Annotated in this window: 17 protein-coding genes; 5 read left to right on the top strand and 12 right to left on the bottom strand. The window is 64.8% G+C overall.

The window, feature by feature from the left end:
* Positions 1 to 40: 40 nt before the first annotated feature.
* From FHW83_RS05750 to FHW83_RS05735, 4 genes are all read left to right on the top strand, one after another.
* Positions 41 to 769 carry an arginyltransferase gene (locus tag FHW83_RS05750; protein ID WP_176645390.1) on the top strand — a complete coding sequence of 243 codons (729 nt, stop codon included), beginning with the start codon at positions 41 to 43 and terminating at the stop codon, positions 767 to 769.
* Between the two features lie 33 nt (positions 770 to 802).
* Positions 803 to 1,840, top strand: a complete 1,038-nt coding sequence (locus FHW83_RS05745) for a quinone-dependent dihydroorotate dehydrogenase (RefSeq protein WP_176645389.1) — start codon at positions 803 to 805, stop codon at positions 1,838 to 1,840.
* Positions 1,841 to 1,849: 9 nt separating this feature from the next.
* The gene (locus tag FHW83_RS05740; RefSeq protein WP_176645388.1) at positions 1,850 to 2,899 is read left to right on the top strand and encodes an aldo/keto reductase; all 1,050 of its coding nucleotides are present in this window, start codon (positions 1,850 to 1,852) and stop codon (positions 2,897 to 2,899) included.
* 187 nt (positions 2,900 to 3,086) lie between these two features.
* Entirely contained in the window at positions 3,087 to 5,429 is a 2,343-nt protein-coding gene (locus FHW83_RS05735; protein ID WP_176645387.1) for a TonB-dependent siderophore receptor, read from the top strand.
* Between the two features lie 6 nt (positions 5,430 to 5,435).
* On the opposite strand, the gene FHW83_RS05730 is transcribed toward FHW83_RS05735, so the two are convergent.
* The 10 genes from FHW83_RS05730 to FHW83_RS05685 all read right to left on the bottom strand — a co-directional run bounded on the left by FHW83_RS05730 (position 5,436) and on the right by FHW83_RS05685 (position 14,578).
* On the bottom strand, positions 5,436 to 7,040 hold the full coding sequence (locus FHW83_RS05730) for a methyl-accepting chemotaxis protein (RefSeq protein WP_176645386.1): 1,605 nt from the start codon (positions 7,038 to 7,040) through the stop codon (positions 5,436 to 5,438).
* Between the two features lie 118 nt (positions 7,041 to 7,158).
* A complete protein-coding gene (locus FHW83_RS05725; protein ID WP_176645385.1) occupies positions 7,159 to 8,091 on the bottom strand; it encodes a CysB family HTH-type transcriptional regulator in 933 nt (310 codons plus the stop codon).
* On the bottom strand, positions 8,088 to 9,158 hold the full coding sequence (locus FHW83_RS05720) for a sulfate/molybdate ABC transporter ATP-binding protein (protein WP_176645384.1): 1,071 nt from the start codon (positions 9,156 to 9,158) through the stop codon (positions 8,088 to 8,090). The genes FHW83_RS05725 and FHW83_RS05720 overlap by 4 nt, the downstream gene beginning before the upstream one ends.
* Positions 9,159 to 9,162: 4 nt before the next feature.
* On the bottom strand, positions 9,163 to 10,053 hold the full coding sequence (cysW, locus tag FHW83_RS05715) for a sulfate ABC transporter permease subunit CysW (RefSeq protein ID WP_176645383.1): 891 nt from the start codon (positions 10,051 to 10,053) through the stop codon (positions 9,163 to 9,165).
* A 1-nt stretch (position 10,054) separates the two neighbouring features.
* On the bottom strand, positions 10,055 to 10,930 hold the full coding sequence (gene cysT, locus FHW83_RS05710) for a sulfate ABC transporter permease subunit CysT (protein ID WP_176645382.1): 876 nt from the start codon (positions 10,928 to 10,930) through the stop codon (positions 10,055 to 10,057).
* A 95-nt stretch (positions 10,931 to 11,025) separates the two neighbouring features.
* Entirely contained in the window at positions 11,026 to 11,802 is a 777-nt protein-coding gene (locus tag FHW83_RS05705) for a sulfite exporter TauE/SafE family protein (protein WP_176645381.1), read from the bottom strand.
* Between the two features lie 72 nt (positions 11,803 to 11,874).
* Positions 11,875 to 12,513 carry a peroxiredoxin gene (locus FHW83_RS05700; protein WP_176645380.1) on the bottom strand — a complete coding sequence of 213 codons (639 nt, stop codon included), beginning with the start codon at positions 12,511 to 12,513 and terminating at the stop codon, positions 11,875 to 11,877.
* A gap of 26 nt (positions 12,514 to 12,539) precedes the next feature.
* On the bottom strand, positions 12,540 to 13,094 hold the full coding sequence (locus FHW83_RS05695; RefSeq protein ID WP_176645379.1) for an alpha/beta hydrolase: 555 nt from the start codon (positions 13,092 to 13,094) through the stop codon (positions 12,540 to 12,542).
* Between the two features lie 4 nt (positions 13,095 to 13,098).
* Positions 13,099 to 14,106: a sulfate ABC transporter substrate-binding protein gene (locus FHW83_RS05690; RefSeq protein ID WP_176645378.1), complete on the bottom strand. Its 1,008-nt coding sequence runs from the start codon at positions 14,104 to 14,106 to the stop codon at positions 13,099 to 13,101.
* Between the two features lie 88 nt (positions 14,107 to 14,194).
* Complete coding sequence (locus FHW83_RS05685; RefSeq protein WP_176645377.1) at positions 14,195 to 14,578, bottom strand: diacylglycerol kinase; 384 nt, start codon at positions 14,576 to 14,578, stop codon at positions 14,195 to 14,197.
* Between the two features lie 103 nt (positions 14,579 to 14,681).
* Between FHW83_RS05685 and FHW83_RS05680 the strand changes: the two genes are divergently transcribed.
* Positions 14,682 to 15,461 carry an IclR family transcriptional regulator gene (locus FHW83_RS05680; protein WP_176645376.1) on the top strand — a complete coding sequence of 260 codons (780 nt, stop codon included), beginning with the start codon at positions 14,682 to 14,684 and terminating at the stop codon, positions 15,459 to 15,461.
* Here FHW83_RS05680 and pbpG read toward each other — a convergent pair.
* Both pbpG and FHW83_RS05670 read right to left on the bottom strand, forming a co-directional pair.
* Positions 15,443 to 16,516, bottom strand: coding sequence for a D-alanyl-D-alanine endopeptidase (gene pbpG / locus FHW83_RS05675; RefSeq protein WP_176645375.1), 1,074 nt, complete (start codon positions 16,514 to 16,516; stop codon positions 15,443 to 15,445). The genes FHW83_RS05680 and pbpG overlap by 19 nt on opposite strands.
* A 128-nt stretch (positions 16,517 to 16,644) precedes the next feature.
* A complete protein-coding gene (locus FHW83_RS05670; RefSeq protein WP_176645374.1) occupies positions 16,645 to 17,340 on the bottom strand; it encodes a nitroreductase in 696 nt (231 codons plus the stop codon).
* Positions 17,341 to 17,342: the final 2 nt, after the last annotated feature.

Below are 17,342 nucleotides of genomic sequence, written 5' to 3'. Positions count from 1 at the left end.
CTAGCATAAAGACTCAACCAAAACGCCAGATAGGACGTGCATGACGCACCTGAACGACCTGCCTTTCGCGACGCTGCAGTTTTACACGACGGCGCCCTACCCTTGCAGCTATCTTGACGCCCGTCAGGCTCGCTCGCAGGTGGCCACGCCTTCGCATTTGATCAACGCCGACGTCTACTCGGAGCTGGTGAAGAACGGCTTCCGCCGCAGCGGCATCTTTACTTACCGTCCATATTGCGATGGCTGCCAGGCGTGCATCCCGGTGCGCGTGGTGGCCGACCAGTTCCGCCCAAACCGCACCCAGCGGCGCGCGTGGATGAAGCACGGCGAGCTGATCGCGGGGGTGGCCACGCTGTCGTTCTCCGACGAGCATTACGAGCTCTACCTGCGCTACCAGAGCAAGCGCCACGCCGGCGGCGGCATGGACCAGGACAGCCGCGACCAGTACGCCCAATTCCTGCTGCAAAGCCGCGTCAACACGCGGCTGGTGGAATTCCGCGAGCCGGGCGGCACGCTGCGCATGGTCAGCATCATCGACGTGCTGTCGGACGGCCTGTCCTCGGTGTACACCTTCTTCGACCCGGACGTGGAGGGCGCCTCCTACGGCACCTTCAACGTCCTGTGGCAAATCGAGCAGGCGCGCGAGCTGAAACTGCCGTATGTCTACCTGGGCTACTGGATCAAGGAAAGCCCGAAAATGTCTTACAAAACCAACTTCAAACCGCTGGAAGCCCGCGTGAAAGGCGTGTGGAGCGTGCTGGACGCCTGATAAAATACGGGCGAACTATAACCAGAGCGCCCCATGTCCAACAAATTCCTGTACTCCCTGGCCCGTCCGCTGCTGTTCTCGATGGACGCCGAAGCCGCCCACCACTTCACCCTGCCCGCCCTGAAACGCGCCGCCTCGCTGGGCCTGACCAAGCTGATCCAGCAACCCAAGGCCGATCCGCGCACGGTGATGGGCATCACCTTCAAGAATCCGGTGGGCCTCGCCGCCGGCCTGGACAAGGACGGCGCCTACATCGACGCGCTGGCCGACCTGGGCTTCGGCTCGATCGAGGTGGGCACGGTGACGCCGCGCGCGCAGCCGGGCAACCCGAAGCCGCGCATGTTCCGCCTGCCGGAGGCGCACGCCATCATCAACCGCATGGGCTTCAACAACGGCGGCGTGGACGCCTTCGTGGCCAATGTGCAGTCCTCGCGCTTCTATCAGGACAAGGCCGGCGTGCTGGGCCTGAACATCGGCAAGAACGCCGACACCCCGATCGAGCGCGCCACCGACGATTACCTGCACTGCCTGGAGAAGGTCTATCCCTACGCCAGCTACGTCACCGTCAACATTTCCTCGCCCAACACCAAGAATCTGCGCCAGCTGCAGGGCGGCTCGGAGCTGGACGGCCTGCTGTCGACCTTGAAGGATGCCCAGCTGCGCCTGGCCGACCAGCACAAGCGCTATGTGCCGCTGGCCCTGAAGATCGCGCCGGACATGGATGGCGACCAGGTCAAGAACATCGCCGACGCGCTGCTCCGCCACAAGATCGACGGCGTCATCGCCACCAACACGACGCTCAACCGCGACGCCGTCACCGGCATGCTGCACGGCGCCGAGGCGGGCGGCCTGTCGGGCGCGCCGGTGTTCCAGTTCTCGAACACCGTGATCCGCCTGCTCAAGGCCGAGCTGGGCGACGCGCTGCCGATCATCGGCGTGGGCGGCATCATGCAGGGCGCCGACGCGCGCGTGAAAATGGCATGCGGCGCGCAGCTGGTGCAGCTGTACAGCGGCCTGATCTACGCCGGCCCGGCCCTGATCAAGGATTGCGCCGACGCGGTACGTCAATAAGGACTGCATATGCAACAGGTACAACTGGGTAACAGCCATCTGCACGTCAGCAAGATCTGCCTCGGCAGCATGACCTGGGGCGAGCAGAACACCGAGGCGGAAGCGCACAGCCAGCTCGACTACGCGTTCGAGCGCGGCATCAACTTCATCGACACGGCGGAAATGTACCCGGTGATGTCGCGCCCGGAAACGCAGGGCCTGACCGAGCGCTACATCGGCACCTGGCTGAGCAAGACCGGCCGGCGCGACAAGGTGGTGATCGCCACCAAGGCCGCCGGTCCCAACGCCAGCGTGACCTGGCTGCGCGGCGGCCGCGCGCGCAATTTCGACGCCGCCAACCTGCAGGCTGCGGTCGAGACCAGCCTGCGGCGCCTGCAAGTCGAGCATATCGATTTATACCAATTGCACTGGCCCAGCCGCAACGTGCCCGTGTTCGGCAACAACGTGTTCAATCCCAAGCATGAGCGCGCTTGTGTGCCGATCGAGGACACGCTGGCGGCATTGGGCGAGCTGGTCAAGGAAGGCAAGATCGGCGCGATTGGCGTGTCCAACGAGTCGTGCTGGGGCGTGAACGAGTTCATCAAGCAGTCCGAGATGAAAGGCCTGCCGCGCATCGCCACCATCCAGAACCTGTACAACCTGACCGCGCGTCATTTCGAGACCAGCCTGCTGGACGAGACCTGCTACCGCGAGAACGTCAGCCTGCTGGCGTACAGCCCGCTGGCGTTCGGGCAGCTGACCGCCAAGTACATCGATGATCCGAAGGCGCACGGGCGCCTGAACATCTTTCCGCCGAACTGGAGCCCGCGCTATGCGCGCCCGGCCACGGTGGCGGCGGCCACGCGCTACGCCCAGCTGGCGCGCGACCATGGCCTGACGCCGACCCAACTGGCGCTGGCGTGGTGCTACTCGCGCTGGTTCGTGGCCTCCACCATCATCGGCGCCACCAGCCTGGAGCAGCTCAGGCAGAATATCGACGCCTATGATGTTGAGCTGCCGCTGGACCTCGTCAAACAAGTCGACCAGATTCACGCCGAGATCACCAATCCGGGCCAGTGAACGCCGGCCCCCCATAGAACGCATGCGTTAGCACAGCCCACGCGTTCTATGGATTCCGGCCTTCGCCGGAATGACGGCGTTGGCGACGCGTTATCCAAAACTTGAATATCATTAGTCATAACGATTAGTGGGCAGCATAGTTGCCCGCTGCTATCCTTTTGCTATTGATACCACAGCGAGTTTACCGATGCGCGTACGTCCCCTTCTGCTTGCCAGCCTGATTTCCTCCATCGTCATTCCCGCCTTCGCGCAGCAACAAGCCGCTGACGGCGAATTGCAGTCCATCATTGTCACCGGCACCTATGCCAAAAACCGCCGCACCGTCGACACCGAATCGCCGGTCGACATCATCGGCACGCGCGAGCTGCAGGCCAGCGGCTCGACCGAGCTGGCCACCGTGCTGGGCCGCGTGCTGCCGTCGCTGAACTTCCCGCGTCCGTCGGGCGCCGACGCCAGCGACGCGGTGCGCCCGGCGCAACTGCGCGGCCTGTCGCCGGACCAGGTGCTGGTGCTGGTGAATGGCAAGCGCCGTCACGCCTCGGCCGTGGTCAACGTCAACGGCACCCAGGGCCGCGGCTCGGCGCCGGTGGACCTGAACGCGATCCCGCTGTCGGCCATCGACCACATCGAGGTGCTGCGCGACGGCGCGGCGGCGCAGTACGGCTCGGACGCGATCGCCGGCGTCATCAACATCATCCTGAAGAAAGGCGCGGCCGGCGGCGAAGCCGAGATCGGCTTTGGCGAGTACCAGGAGCGCGACGGCAAGCAAGTCTCGCTGCGCGGCTCAACCGGCTTCAACCTCGGCGAGGATGGCTGGGTGCGCATCGCCATCGACGCCGCCGACCGCGACCCGACCAACCGCGCCGGCGCCGATTTCCGCAATCCGGCCGACCCGCGCTACGGCAAGGTCAACCAGCGCTTCGGCGATCCGGAAACCAAGCCGCGCGTGCTGTTCGTCAACGGCCAGTACCGCGTGAGCGAGAACACCGACTGGTACGCCTTCGCCAACTACGGCCAGCGCGACACGTCGGCGGCGGCCACCTGGCGCACCTTCGGCCGCTCGCCGCTCTACCCGGAAGGCTTCCTGCCGCTGGAGAACAGCAAGTCCACCGACGCCGCGCTGGTCACCGGCCTGCGCGGCGAGGCCTCGGGCTGGCGCTGGGACGTGAGCCTCAACTACGGCCAGAATGAATTCAAGCTCGACCTCGACAACACCGTCAACCTCGACCTCGGCGCCAACAGCCCGACCCACTTCTACGCCGGCAAGCTGAAGAACTCGCAGTCGCTGCTGAACGTGGACGTGGCGCGCGATTACCCGGTGGAAGCGTTCACCGGCCCGCTGACGGTGGCGCTGGGCGCCGAATACCGCCGCGAGGAATACGAGATCGGCGCCGGCGACGTCGCCTCCTACAGCGGCACCGGCGCCCAGGGTTTCTCCGGCTTCCGCGCGGTGAACGCGGGCAGCAACAGCCGCCACAACGAGTCGGTCTACGCCAACTTCGAGGCGGAGGTGACCAAGCAGTTCTCGGCCTCGGCCGCGCTGCGCCACGAGCGCTACAGCGACTTCGGCAACACCACCTCGGCCAAGGCGTCGACGCGCTACGCCTTCAACGAGGCGGTGTCGCTGCGCGCGACCGCCTCGTCCGGCTTCCGCGCGCCATCGCTGGCGCAGCAGTTCTACACCATCACCACCACCAACTTCTCGGTGGTGAACGGCGTCAACACGCCGATCGAGACCGGCACCTTCGCCGTCGGCAGCGCCGCCGCCGCCGCGCTGGGCGCGACGCCGCTCAAGGCCGAGAAGGCGCGCAACTACAGCCTCGGCGTCCTGCTGCAGCCGACCCGCAACTGGACCGCCAGCATCGACGCCTACCGCATCGACATCGACGACCGCATCGCGCTGTCGGCCAATATGACCTTGAACCAGGCGCTGAAGGACACGCTGGCCAGGCAGGGCCTGCTGGTGGGCGCGGGCCGCTACTTCACCAACGCCATCGACACCCGCACCACCGGCGTCGACATCCTGAGCACCTATCGCTGGGAGAGCAGCAAGGCCGGCCGCTTCGACTTCACCGCCGCCTACAACCACAACAAGACCTCGCTGGAGCATGTGAACGCCAACCCGGCGATCCTGACCGCGAACGGCCTGACCCTGATCGACCGCCAGTCCATCAACCGCATCACGGTCGGCTCGCCCAAGGACAAGTTCAGCCTGGCGACAGACTGGACGCAGGGGAATTGGGGCGCGCGCGCGGTGGTCACGCGCTACGGCAGCTTCACCGTGCCGCAGAATAACGCGGCGCTAGACCAGACCTACGATCCGCAGTGGGTGCTGGACTTGTCGGCCAGCGTCAAGCTGAGCAAGAACTGGCGCCTGAGCGCGGGCATCGACAACGTGACCGACCGTTATCCGGACCAGGTCACGTCGGCCGGCAATCTCAACAACAACGGCATCAACCCGTACAGCGGCTGGGCGCCGAACGGCTTCAACGGCCGCTACTACTACGCCAAGGCCGGCTACAGCTGGTAAGCCCGCTCAGATGACGGCCAGCCGGCGCGGCGCCGGATTGGCCGGCGGCGGCCCGCCCGCCAGCTTGAACACGCTGACGGCCTGCGCCAGCAAGTCCGCCTGGTCGCGCATGCTTTGCGCGGCCGCGGCGGCCTCCTCCACCAGCGCGGCGTTCTGCTGCGTCACATCGTCGATCGACACGATGGCCTGGTTGACCTGCTCAATCCCCGTGCTCTGCTCGCTGCTGGCGGCGCTGATCTGCTTCATGATGTCGGCCACCTGTTGCACCGATTGCACGATGTTTTGCATGGTGCTGCCGGCCTGATCCACCAGCGCGGCGCCGGCGTCCACCGTTTCCACCGAGCGGCCGATCAACTCCTTGATCTCCTTGGCCGCCGAGGCCGAGCGCTGCGCCAGATTGCGCACCTCCGACGCCACCACCGCGAAGCCCCGGCCCTGCTCGCCCGCGCGCGCCGCCTCCACCGCCGCGTTCAACGCCAGGATATTGGTCTGGAACGCGATGCCGTCTATCACGCTGATGATGTCGACAATCTTGCTGGAGCTTTCCTTGATGGCGCCCATGGTGCTCACCACCTCGCCCACCACCTGCCCGCCCTTGGTGGCGTAGTCGGAGGCGGCCACCACCAGCCTGGTGGCCTGACGCGCATTCTCGGCGTTCTGCGACACAGTCGATGTCAGCTCCTCCATCGACGAGGCCGTCTCCTCCAGGCTGGAGGCCTGCTGCTCGGTGCGCGTGGACAAATCCATGTTGCCGTTGGCGATCTCGTTGGAGGCGTTGGTGATGGTGTCCGTCCCCGAGCGCACCTGGCCCACCGTGCGCGCCAGCGACTCGTTCATGTCGATCAGCGCGCGCAGCAGCTGGCCGGTTTCATCGGTGGTGTTGCACTCCATGCGCATGGTCAGGTCGCCGCCCGCCACCGCCTGCGCCATGTCCACCGCGCGGTTGAGCGGCTGCGTGATGCTGCGCGTGATCCACTGCAGCACCCAGGCCGCCAGCGCCACCGCCACCACCGTCAACACCACCATGGTGGTGCGCGAACTGGCATACGATTGCGCGGCCACCGCGCTGGCTTCCTCCACCGCCGCGTTCTGGAACTTGACCAGGTCGGTCAGCGCGTTCAGGTAAGCCGTCTGTTCCTTGCGCACCGTGGTCAGCAGATACTTGACGTTCTCGTCGCGCTGGCTGTCATCGGCCGACATGGCGATGAACTTGCCTTGCACCACCAGGTATTTTTCACGCGCGTCCAGCACCGCTTGCAGCTTGGCCCTGCTTTGCGGGTCCTGGTCGTCGGCCATCAGCTTGGACAGCTTGTCGAGACGCTCGGCGTTCTCGACCTTGCGCTTTTCCACACGCTCCAGCTCGGCCTTGACCACGGCGGGATCGTTGGACAGCATGGCGTTGCGCATGGCGCGGGCGATGTCGTTCAGCCCGCCTATCGTTTCGTAAGCCAGTATGACCTTGGGCACTTTGTCGACGGCCAGATCGTGGGTATTGTTATTGAGCTTGGCAAGATTGCCGATACCTACAACCGCTATGCCGATCATGAAGACGATGGCCACGCCCAGACCGGCCGCCAGACGGTAGCCGATTTTCCAATTGCCGAATCCCATGATGAGCTCCCCTGAGTTGGTGTCAGGGATTCAGTATATGGGCCTTTGAACAATGCAAATAGGAAAAATTCGCGGAATGTTTTGCCGCCGCCACACTCATGTGGCGACGGCGGCGCCATCAGTTCACGTCCCCGCCGTTGAGGGCGGCGTCGATATCGGCGCGGCTCAGGTCCGGCGCGAATTGCTGGATGAAGTGATAGGCGTACGAGCGCAGGTAGGCGCCCTTGCGCACCGCCAGCCGGGTGGTGTTCTGCGCGAACAGGTGCGAGGCCTCCACCGCGCGCATGCCCTTGTCGCGGCCGTGGTCGAACGCCATCGAGGCGACGATGCCCACGCCCAGGCCGAGCGACACGTACTGCTTGATCACGTCCGAATCCATGGCGGTCAGCACGATGTCCGGGCGCACGCCGGCCTGCTCGAAGGCGGCGTCGATGTGGCCGCGGCCGGTGAAGCCGACGTCATAGGTGATCAGCGGGAACTCGGCCAGGTCCTCCAGCCTGATCGGCGAGCGCGCGAGCAGCGGGTGGCCGTCCGGCACCACGATCAGGTGGCTCCAGCGGTAGCACGGGAAGGACACCAGGTCGGGGAACTGCGACAGGCCCTCGGTGGCGATGCCGATGTCGGTCTTGCCGGACAAGATCCACTCGGCGATGTGTTCGGGCGCGCTTTGCTGCAGGGCGATGCGCACGTCCGGATACGCGCTGCGGAAGCTTTGCACCACCTTCGGCAGCGCGTAGCGCGCCTGCGTGTGGGTGGCCGCCACGCTCAGCGTGCCGCTTTGCTGGCCGGTGTATTCCAGGCTGGCCTGCTGCAGGTTCTCGGCCTCGATCAGCAGGCGGTCGATGATTTTCAGGATGCCTTTGCCGGGCTCGGTCATGCCGGTCAGGCGCTTGCCGTTGCGCTCGAAGATGACGACGCCCAGCTCGTCCTCCAGTTCGCGGATCTGGCGCGACACGCCAGGCTGCGAGGTGAACAGGGCATTCGCCACTTCGGTCAGGTTGTAGCCGCGACGGGCGGCTTCGCGGATGGACCGCAGCTGTTGAAAATTCATATGGACGCTCCTTCGTCCACGAACACGCGCAGACGTTTTGGTCGCACCACCAGCGTCTCGCCCTCTTTCAGGCCGAGGCTGCTGAAGCGCTCGTTGGGGATGACTGCTTCGATCAATTCATTGTTGTCGCCACGCTCCAGGTCCAGCTGGGCCAGCGGGCCGATAGCGTGCGCGCGGCGCAGCTTGACCACGATGCCTTCCGCGCCCGGCGTGTAGCGGTCCACGTCCAGCTCGTGCGGGCGCACATAGGCCGTGCCCTTGCCCGCCGCCCCCGGCTGGCCCGGCACGGTGAAGCTGGCTTCGCCGCTGGCCAGCACGCCATCCTGCACGCGGCCATGGAAGACGTTGACGTTGCCGAGGAAGCCGTACACGAACGGAGAGGCCGGATGGTTGTACACCTCGTCCGGCGCGCCGATCTGTTCGACGTTGCCCTTGTTCATCAGCACCACCTGGTCGGCCACTTCCAGCGCCTCCTCCTGGTCGTGGGTGACGAAGATGGACGTGACGTGCAGTTCGTCATGCAGGCGGCGCAGCCAGCGGCGCAGTTCCTTGCGCACCTTGGCGTCCAGGGCGCCGAACGGCTCGTCCAGCAGCAGCACGCGCGGCTCGACCGCCAGGGCGCGCGCCAGCGCGATACGCTGACGCTGGCCGCCCGACAGCTGCGGTGGATAGCGATCCGCCAGCCAGTCCAGCTGCACCAGTTCCAGCAGGTCCTTGACCTTGCGGCGGATCTGGTCTTCCGACGGCCGCTCGCCGCGCGGTTTCACGCGCAGGCCGAAGGCGACGTTCTCGAACACCGTCATGTGCTTGAACAGCGCGTAATGCTGGAACACGAAGCCGACCTGGCGCTCGCGCACGTGGCGGTCCGAGGCGTCCTCGCCGTCGAGCAGCACCTGGCCCGAGTCCGGATGCTCGAGGCCGGCGATGCAGCGCAGCAGCGTGGTCTTGCCGCAGCCCGAGGGGCCGAGCAGCGCGGTCAGCTCGCCCTGCGGGAAGTCCAGCGAGATGTTGTTGAGGGCGACGAAATCGCCGAAACGCTTGTTGATGTTTTTAACTTGGATCGTCATGGTATTACTCCGAAGTGCGCACGTCGTCGGCGATGGATTCGTTCAGGCGCCAGGCGATAAAGGTTTTCACGACCAGCGTCACCAGCGCCAGCAGCGCCAGCAGGGACGCCACGGCAAAGGCGGCGGCGAAGTTGTATTCGTTGTAGAGAATCTCCACCTGCAGCGGCATGGTGTTGGTCTCGCCGCGGATGTGGCCGGACACCACCGACACCGCGCCGAACTCGCCCATGGCGCGGGCGTTACACAGGATCACGCCGTACAGCAGGCCCCACTTGATGTTGGGCAGGGTCACGCGGCGGAAGGTGTCCCAGCCCGAGGCGCCCAGCACGATGGCGGCCTCCTCCTCCTCGCTGCCCTGCGCCTGCATCAGCGGGATCAGCTCGCGCGCCACGAAGGGGAAGGTGACGAAGATGGTGGCCAGCACGATGCCCGGCACGGCGAACAGGATCTTGATGTCGTGCTCCTGCAGCCACGGGCCGAACCAGCCCTGGGCGCCGAACAGCAGCACGTAGATCAGGCCCGAGATCACCGGCGACACCGAGAACGGCAGGTCGATCAGGGTCAGCAGCACGCTCTTGCCGCGGAACTCGAACTTGGCGATGCACCACGAGGCGGCCACGCCAAACACCAGGTTGAGCGGCACGGCGATGGCGGCGGTGATCAGGGTCAGCTTGATGGCCGAGATCGCGTCCTCCTCGACGATGGCGGCGGCGTAGGCGTCCCAGCCTTTCTTCAGCGCCTCGTAAAACACCGAGACCAGCGGCACGAACAGGAACAGGGTCAGGAACAGCAGCGCGATGGCGATCAGCGCGCCGCGCACCCAGCGCGGCTCGAGGATTTGCGGCGCCGACGGCAGTTCGCCGCGACGCACGTTGGTGACAGGAGCTCCGCTCATATTATTTCCCCGACTTTCCGCGAGCCCAGGCTTGCAACAGGTTGATGGTCAGCAGCAGGATGAAGGACACCACCAGCATCACCACCGCGATCGCGGTGGCGCCCGAGTAGTCGTACTGCTCCAGCTTGGTGATGATGAACAGCGGCGTGATCTCCGACACCATCGGCATATTGCCGGCGATGAAGATCACCGAGCCGTATTCGCCGGTGGCGCGCGCGAAGGCCAGCGCGAAGCCGGTCATCAGCGACGGCAGGATGGTCGGGAACACCACGCGCGAAAAGGTCTGCCAGGCGTTGGCGCCGAGGCTGGCGGCGGCCTCCTCCAGCTCGCGCTCGGCGTCCTCCAGCACCGGCTGCACGGTGCGCACCACGAACGGCAGGCCGATGAAGGTGAGCGCGATGATCACGCCCAGCGGGGTGAAGGCCACCTTGATGCCCAGCTCGCCCTCGATGAAGCGGCCCAGCCAGCCGTTGGCCGAGTACAGCGCGGTCAGCGTGATGCCGGCCACGGCGGTCGGCAGCGCGAACGGCAGGTCGACCAGGGCGTCGACGATGCGCTTGCCGGGGAATTCGTAGCGCACCAGCACCCAGGCCACGATGCCGCCGAAGACGACGTTGATGAAGGCGCCCAGCAGCGAGGCGCCAAACGTCAGCTTGTAGGAGGCGACCACGCGGGCCGAGGTGACGGTGTTCCAGAAATGCTCCCAGCTCATGGTGGAAGTCTTGAGGAACACGGCCGACAGCGGGATCAGGACGATCAGCGTCAGGTAGAAAATCGTGAAGCCCAGCGACAGCCGGAATCCCGGCATGACGCGGAACGGTGCGCCCCGTTTGGCCCCCGCGGGGGCGGCGCCGGACGCTGCAAGAACTGCTGACATGATTGCTCCCTTATTACAAATCCTTCTATAAGGGCTGCATATTCTCATCAATGCTTCATAATACAAACGAAGCATTTCTCATGTCGTTATGCGCTTTAGCTATATACGAGTTTGACCGCCACCGCCACCAGGGTGAACGCCAAAATGCCGCGCAGCAAGCGTTCCGGCACGGCGCGGGCGGCGTAGGCGCCCAGGGTGATGCCGGGCACCGAGCCCACCAGCAAGGTCAGCAGCAGGGTCCAGTTGATCGAGCCCAGCCACCAGTGGCCGACGGCGGCGATCGCGGTCAGCGGCACGGCGTAGGCGATGTCGGTGCCCGCCACCTCGGCGGCGGTCAGGCGCGGATACAGCATGACCAGCACGGTGGCGCCTATGGCGCCGGCGCCGATCGAGGATATCGTCACCAGCACGCCCAGCACGGCGCCGGTGAGGATGGTGGCGTTGTGCAGCGCCCTGCCCTGCAGCTGGCGGTCGGGATGGGCGGTGATCCACAGCAGCATCTTGCGCTTGAATAGCAGGGCGATCACGGTCAGCAGCACCGAGCCGGCGATGGTGTAGCGGATGATCTGGCCCATCTCCTTGCTGAGCGTGCCGAAGTATTTGAGGCCGACGCTGGCGACCAAGGCGGCCGGCAGCGCGCCGATGCACAGGCGGCGCACGATGTCCCAGTGGACGGTGCCGCGCAGACGGTGGGTGAAGGTGCCGACGCCCTTGGTCAGGGAGGCGAACGCGAGGTCGGTGCCCACCGCCACGGCGGGCGTGACGCCGAACAGCAAGGTCAACAGCGGCGTCATCAGCGAACCGCCGCCCACGCCGGTCATCCCGACCAGCAAGCCTACTGCAAAACCCGACGCGACAAACTGCAAATCCATAGACTTTCCCCAAAGTAGGTCTGAAGATTACCTACTTTGAGGAAAGATCCAAACAACGGAAAACTTATAAGCTTATTTGTTTGGTTGCGGCGTCACGCGCAGGTATGGACGCTCGGCGGTGTAGCCTTTCGGATATTTCTGTTTCAGCACCTCGGGGTCCTGCACGGTCAGCGGGATGATGACGTCGTCGCCATCCTTCCAGTTGCCCGGCGTGGCCACGGTGTAGCCATCGGTCAGTTGCAGCGCGTCGATCACGCGCAGCACCTCGTCGAAGTTGCGGCCGGTGCTCATCGGGTAGGTGATGCTCAGGCGGACCTTCTTGTTCGGATCGATCACGAACAGGGTGCGCACGGTGGCGGTGGCCGAGGCTTCCGGGTGGATCATGTCGTACAGCGTGGCCACCTTGCGGTCGGCGTCGGCGATGATGGGGAAGCCGACCACGGTCTTCTGGGTTTCCTCGATGTCCTTGATCCAGGCCTGGTGCGATTCGGCCGGGTCGACCGACAGCGCGATCGCCTTGACGTTGCGCTTGTCGAATTCCGGTTTCAGCTTGGCGGTCAGGCCCAGCTCGGTGGTGCAGACCGGGGTGAAGTCGGCCGGGTGCGAGAACAGCACCACCCACGAATTGCCCGCCCACTCGTGGAACTTCAGCTTGCCGATCGACGAATCTTGTTCAAAATCGGGCGCGGTATCGCCCAGACGGATAGTCATAACTTGGTCTCCAGAGTAGAAAGTGGTCACACAGACAATGCGCTATTGTGCGCCTGCTCTGCTAAAAAGTACAAGGTTTCCAGCCCCTCCGGCCAGTCGCCCAGACCGGACTCGGCATTGATATGGCCCAGCGCGCCGCCATTGATGAAGCGGCTGTGCCAGCGCCGCGCCCACAGCTCGGCGCGCGGCGCCGCCATCCACGGATCGTTGGTGCTGCCGACCATGATGGAGGGCACGGGCAAGGCTTGCTGCGGCAGCAGCGCGGCCACCTGGAATTTGTCGGGATCGGCCGGCGCCACCAGCAGCACGCCCGCCACGTTGTCCGGATCGCGCGCCACGCTGTGCACCGTGGCCAGCGCGCCGAAGCTGTGGGCGACGATCAGCGTCGGACGCCGGTCGCGCCGGCGCAGCTGGTCCACCCGCGCCGACCAGCGCGGCAGGTCCGGCGTTTCCCAGTCGTCCTGCCGCACCCGCTCGAAGGCGGGGTACAGGCGTTGCCAGCGGCTTTGCCAGTGGTCCGGTCCGCTGTTGTGCAGGCCGGGCGCGATCAGCACGCGCAGCTGTTCAAAGACGCTGGCCATGGTCTTACTTGCCGGTCGGCTGGTAGATCTGGTCGAACAGGCCGCCGTCGGCGAAGTGGGTCTTCTGGGCCTTGGTCCAGTCGCCGGCCACCTGCGCGATGGTGAACAGTTTGACGTTCGGGAACTGGGCGGCGTACTTCTTGGCCGCCTTGTCGGTGCCCGGACGGTAGTAGTTCTGGGCGATGATGTCCTGCGCCTCATCGGTGTACAGGAAGTTCAGGTAGGCTTCCGCCACTTTGCGGGTGCCGCGCTTGTCGACCACCTTGTCGACCACCGCCACCGGCGGCTCGGCCAGGATGGACACCGACGGCGCCACGATGTCGAACTTGTTCGGGCCCAGTTCCTTGATCGCCAGCAGGGCTTCGTTTTCCCAGGCGATCAGCACGTCGCCGATGCCGCGCTCGACGAAGGTGGTGGTGGCGCCGCGCGCGCCGGAATCGAGCACCGGCACGTTCTTGTACAGCTTGCTCAGGAAGTCCTTAGCCGACGCTTCGCTGCCGCCCGGCTGGCGCAGGGCGTAGCCGTAGGCGGCCAGGTGGTTCCAGCGGGCGCCGCCCGAGGTTTTCGGATTCGGGGTGATCACGGCCACGCCGGGTTTCACCAGGTCGTTCCAATCCTTGATGCCTTTGGGATTGCCCTTGCGGACCAGGAACACGATGGTCGAGGTGTAGGGGGTGCTGTTGTGCGGCAGTTTTTTCTGCCAGTCCGGCGACAGCAGCTTGTGCTCGGCGATGGCGTCGATGTCGTAGGCCAGCGCCAGCGACACCACATCGGCCTCCAGGCCGTCGATCACAGCGCGGCCCTGCTTGCCCGAGCCGCCGTGCGATTGCTTGATCTTCACGGTGTCGCCGGTCTTGGCCTTCCACTCCTTGGCGAACGCGGTGTTGACGTCCTGGTACAGCTCGCGGGTCGGGTCGTACGACACATTCAACAGCGAGATGTCCGCAGCCAGGGCTGGGGCAATGGCGGAAACGGCGAGAACGGCGGCAGCTATGATTTTCTTGGACAGCATTGGATTCCCCTAGTAGTGAAGGGCTCCAGATTACTGCCGGCTCTTATAAATGAGAACTAAGCTTTTATCAGTTCCATATTCAGAAAACTCATATGAAACGATTGTAAAGCACCACAGACCAAGTAGCGATCGCCAGCAGGCAGGTCAGCAGCACGGCCGCGCTGCCGAAGTCCTTGGCGTTCTTGGACAGCGGATGGCGCTCCAGCGACACCCGGTCCACCACCGCCTCGATCGAGGAATTGATCAGCTCCACGATCAGGATCAGCAGCAGCACGCCGATCAGCACCAGCTTTTCAAACGCCGAGACCTTCAGCAGCAGCGCGATGATGGCGCCGACCGCGAACACGCCCACCTCCTGGCGGAAGGCGTGCTCGTTGCGCCACGCCGAACGGAAGCCGTCGATGGAATAGAAAAATGCCGTGTAGATGCGTTTGAGGCCGCTCTTGCTCTTGAACTCGCTGACTGGATCCATGATGTAGCAAAAAGAAATAATGTCACATTATGCAGCATTTTCGTTTTTTTCCACATTATGGTATAAAGTTTGGTATTGAATACTGCATCGCACCAACCACATCATGAAAATCGAACCCGTTCCAGAGCAAAAGACCACCATCCAGGTGATCGAGCGCATGGTGGCGCTGCTCGATGCCCTGGCCAAGTATCCCGACCCCGTGAGCCTGAAGGAATTATCCAAGGTCTCGGGGCTACACCCGTCCACCGCCCACCGGATTCTGAACGACATGGTGGTCACCCGCTTTGTCGACCGGGTCGAACCGGGCACCTACCGGCTCGGCATGCGGCTGCTGGAACTGGGCAATGTGGTCAAGAGCCGCCTGTCCGTGCGCGAAGCCGCGCTGGATTTCATGCGTGCACTGCACAAAAAAACCCAGCAGACCATCAACCTGTCGGTGCGCCAGGGCGACGAGATCGTCTACATCGACCGCGCGTTCTCCGAGCGCTCGGGCATGCAGGTGGTGCGCGCGATCGGCGGGCGCGGCCCGCTGCACCTGACCTCGACCGGCAAGCTGTTCCTGTCGGTGGACGAGCCGAAAGCCATCCGCGCCTACGCCACGCGCACCGGCCTGGCCGGGCACAACAAGAATTCGATCACGGATCTGGGCAAGCTGGAGCGCGAGCTCAGCCTGGTGAAGGCGCGCGGCTACTCGCGCGACAATGAGGAGCTGGAACTGGGCGTGCGCTGCATGGCCGCCGGCATCTACGACGACAGCGGCAAGCTGATCGCCGGGCTGTCGATCTCGGCGCCGGCCGACCGTCTGCAGGAAGAATGGCTGGAAGACCTGGTGCTGACCGCGCGCCAGATCTCCGTCACCCTCGGTTACATCCCGGTCGAATAGGCGGCGCCGGCGCTGCTGGTGCCGCCCAGGCTGGCCGGGCGCAGCGCTTCCAGCCATTTGCGCATGCGGCCGGCGTCGGCGGTACGCGACTGCTTGCCCTTGGAATCGAGGAACACCATGATCACCGAGCGGCCCTCGATCACCGCCTGCATCAGCAGGCAGCGCCCGGCTTCATTGATGAAGCCGGTCTTCTGCAGGCCGATCGCCCAGTCGGGGCTGGCCACCAGATGGTTGGTGGTGCCGAACTGCATCGGCCGGCCGTTGCTGGTTTCGACGATGGCCTTCGGATCGGTGGAGAACTGGCGCAGCATCGGCTGCTGGTAGGCGGCCATGGCCAGCTTGGCCAGGTCGCGCGCGCTGGCCACATTCATTTTCGACAGGCCGCTGGAATCGACGTAATGGGTGTCGGTCATGCCCAGCTCGCGCGCCTTGGCGTTCATGGCTTCGACGAAGGCCGCCTTGCCGCCCGGGTAGTTGCGGCCCAGCGCCGAGGCGGCGCGGTTCTCCGAACTCATCAGGGCGATGTGCAGCATGTTGGCGCGCGTCATCTGCGTGCCCACCTTCAGGCGCGAGCTGCTGAATTTTTCGCGGTCCACGTCCTCGTCGGTGATGGTCAGGACTTCGTCCATGTCCTGCCTGGCTTCCACCACGATCAGGCCGGTCATCATCTTGGTGATCGAGGCGATCGGCAGGGCGACGTTGGAATTCTTTTCAAACAGCACTTCCGAATTGGCCTGGTCCAGCACCAGCGCCACATTGGATTTCAGGTCGAGCGGATCGCTGGTCTGGTTCAGGCCGGCCAGGTCGCCCATGGTCGGCACGGCCGGCGCGGCGGCCAGCACGCGCTGGTACACCACCTTGCGCTTGCCGTTGACCTTGATCACGCGCTTGACCACGCGTTCGCCGGCGTCGGCGGCGGCCAGGCGCACGGCCTGGCGTTTCTTTTTCACCTGCTGTTTTTTGGGCGCGGCGTCGCCGGCGTCGGTCGCCGGCGCGGCGATGGCGGCGGATGCAAACATCAGCGAGATGAGCGCGCTTATTGCGAGTTTAACCATTCCACTTCCCCAAAAAAATCGGATTCAACACTCGTTGCAGTGTAGCAAAACGCTGAGCGAGCGCAAGCAAATTTAACCTTTTCCGCGTGATTGGTTGCGTAGCCGCAATACGGGAAAAACAAGCTGAGTCATTCGACAAATTTAACAAATTCTTCGAGCGCCATGCGCTCAGTGATCAAAGAATTCTCGATCTTGCTCAAATCGGCAACACCGAGCGCCATGCCGCACACCACGGTTTCGTTTTCCGGCAACGCCAGCTGCTCGCGGATGATGCGGTGATACTGGGTGAACGCGGCCTGGGGGCAGGTGTCGAGCCCGCGCCCGCGCGCCGCCACCATGACGCTTTGCAGGAACATGCCGTAGTCCAGCCACGAGCCCTGCTCCATGACGCGGTCGATGGTGAAGATCAGGCCGACCGGGGCGCCGAAAAATTCATAGTTCCTGCCATGCTGGGCCGCCATGCCGGCCTTGTTGTCGCGCGTCAGGCCCAGCAGCGCGTACAGGTCCCAGCCGACCTTGCGGCGCCGCTCGATATAGGGCGAGACCCACTCGCGCGGATAGTAGGCGTATTCCTCGGTGTGCTGCCGGGCCAGCTCCGGATCGTTATGTGCGGCCAGGATGGCGGAGGACAAGCGCCGCTTGCGCTCGCCCTGCAGCACATGGACTTTCCACGGCTGGGTATTGGTGCCGGACGGCGCGCGCGCGGCCACCCGCAGGATGGCTTCGATGTCCTCGCGCGCCACCGGCATGTCCAGGTACGCGCGGATCGAGCGGCGCGAGGTGATGGCCGCGTCGACGGCTTGCTGGGCTGGATTGGAAATCATGC

It is taken from the genome of Duganella sp. SG902, from assembly GCF_013376005.1.
Taxonomy (GTDB): domain Bacteria; phylum Pseudomonadota; class Gammaproteobacteria; order Burkholderiales; family Burkholderiaceae_D; genus Rugamonas.
This window is presented reverse-complemented; position numbering and strand designations above follow the sequence as displayed.

What these genes read in the sequence shown, in the direction of transcription:
- FHW83_RS05750 (WP_176645390.1), top strand. Translation starts at nt 41, where the DNA reads ATGACGCACCTGAACGACCTGCCTTTCGCGACGCTGCAGTTTTACACG.
- FHW83_RS05745 (WP_176645389.1), top strand. Translation starts at nt 803, where the DNA reads ATGTCCAACAAATTCCTGTACTCCCTGGCCCGTCCGCTGCTGTTCTCG.
- FHW83_RS05740 (WP_176645388.1), top strand. Translation starts at nt 1,850, where the DNA reads ATGCAACAGGTACAACTGGGTAACAGCCATCTGCACGTCAGCAAGATC.
- FHW83_RS05735 (WP_176645387.1), top strand. Translation starts at nt 3,087, where the DNA reads ATGCGCGTACGTCCCCTTCTGCTTGCCAGCCTGATTTCCTCCATCGTC.
- FHW83_RS05730 (WP_176645386.1), bottom strand. Translation starts at nt 7,040, where the DNA reads ATGGGATTCGGCAATTGGAAAATCGGCTACCGTCTGGCGGCCGGTCTG.
- FHW83_RS05725 (WP_176645385.1), bottom strand. Translation starts at nt 8,091, where the DNA reads ATGAATTTTCAACAGCTGCGGTCCATCCGCGAAGCCGCCCGTCGCGGC.
- FHW83_RS05720 (WP_176645384.1), bottom strand. Translation starts at nt 9,158, where the DNA reads ATGACGATCCAAGTTAAAAACATCAACAAGCGTTTCGGCGATTTCGTC.
- cysW (WP_176645383.1), bottom strand. Translation starts at nt 10,053, where the DNA reads ATGAGCGGAGCTCCTGTCACCAACGTGCGTCGCGGCGAACTGCCGTCG.
- cysT (WP_176645382.1), bottom strand. Translation starts at nt 10,930, where the DNA reads ATGTCAGCAGTTCTTGCAGCGTCCGGCGCCGCCCCCGCGGGGGCCAAA.
- FHW83_RS05705 (WP_176645381.1), bottom strand. Translation starts at nt 11,802, where the DNA reads ATGGATTTGCAGTTTGTCGCGTCGGGTTTTGCAGTAGGCTTGCTGGTC.
- FHW83_RS05700 (WP_176645380.1), bottom strand. Translation starts at nt 12,513, where the DNA reads ATGACTATCCGTCTGGGCGATACCGCGCCCGATTTTGAACAAGATTCG.
- FHW83_RS05695 (WP_176645379.1), bottom strand. Translation starts at nt 13,094, where the DNA reads ATGGCCAGCGTCTTTGAACAGCTGCGCGTGCTGATCGCGCCCGGCCTG.
- FHW83_RS05690 (WP_176645378.1), bottom strand. Translation starts at nt 14,106, where the DNA reads ATGCTGTCCAAGAAAATCATAGCTGCCGCCGTTCTCGCCGTTTCCGCC.
- FHW83_RS05685 (WP_176645377.1), bottom strand. Translation starts at nt 14,578, where the DNA reads ATGGATCCAGTCAGCGAGTTCAAGAGCAAGAGCGGCCTCAAACGCATC.
- FHW83_RS05680 (WP_176645376.1), top strand. Translation starts at nt 14,682, where the DNA reads ATGAAAATCGAACCCGTTCCAGAGCAAAAGACCACCATCCAGGTGATC.
- pbpG (WP_176645375.1), bottom strand. Translation starts at nt 16,516, where the DNA reads ATGGTTAAACTCGCAATAAGCGCGCTCATCTCGCTGATGTTTGCATCC.
- FHW83_RS05670 (WP_176645374.1), bottom strand. Translation starts at nt 17,340, where the DNA reads ATGATTTCCAATCCAGCCCAGCAAGCCGTCGACGCGGCCATCACCTCG.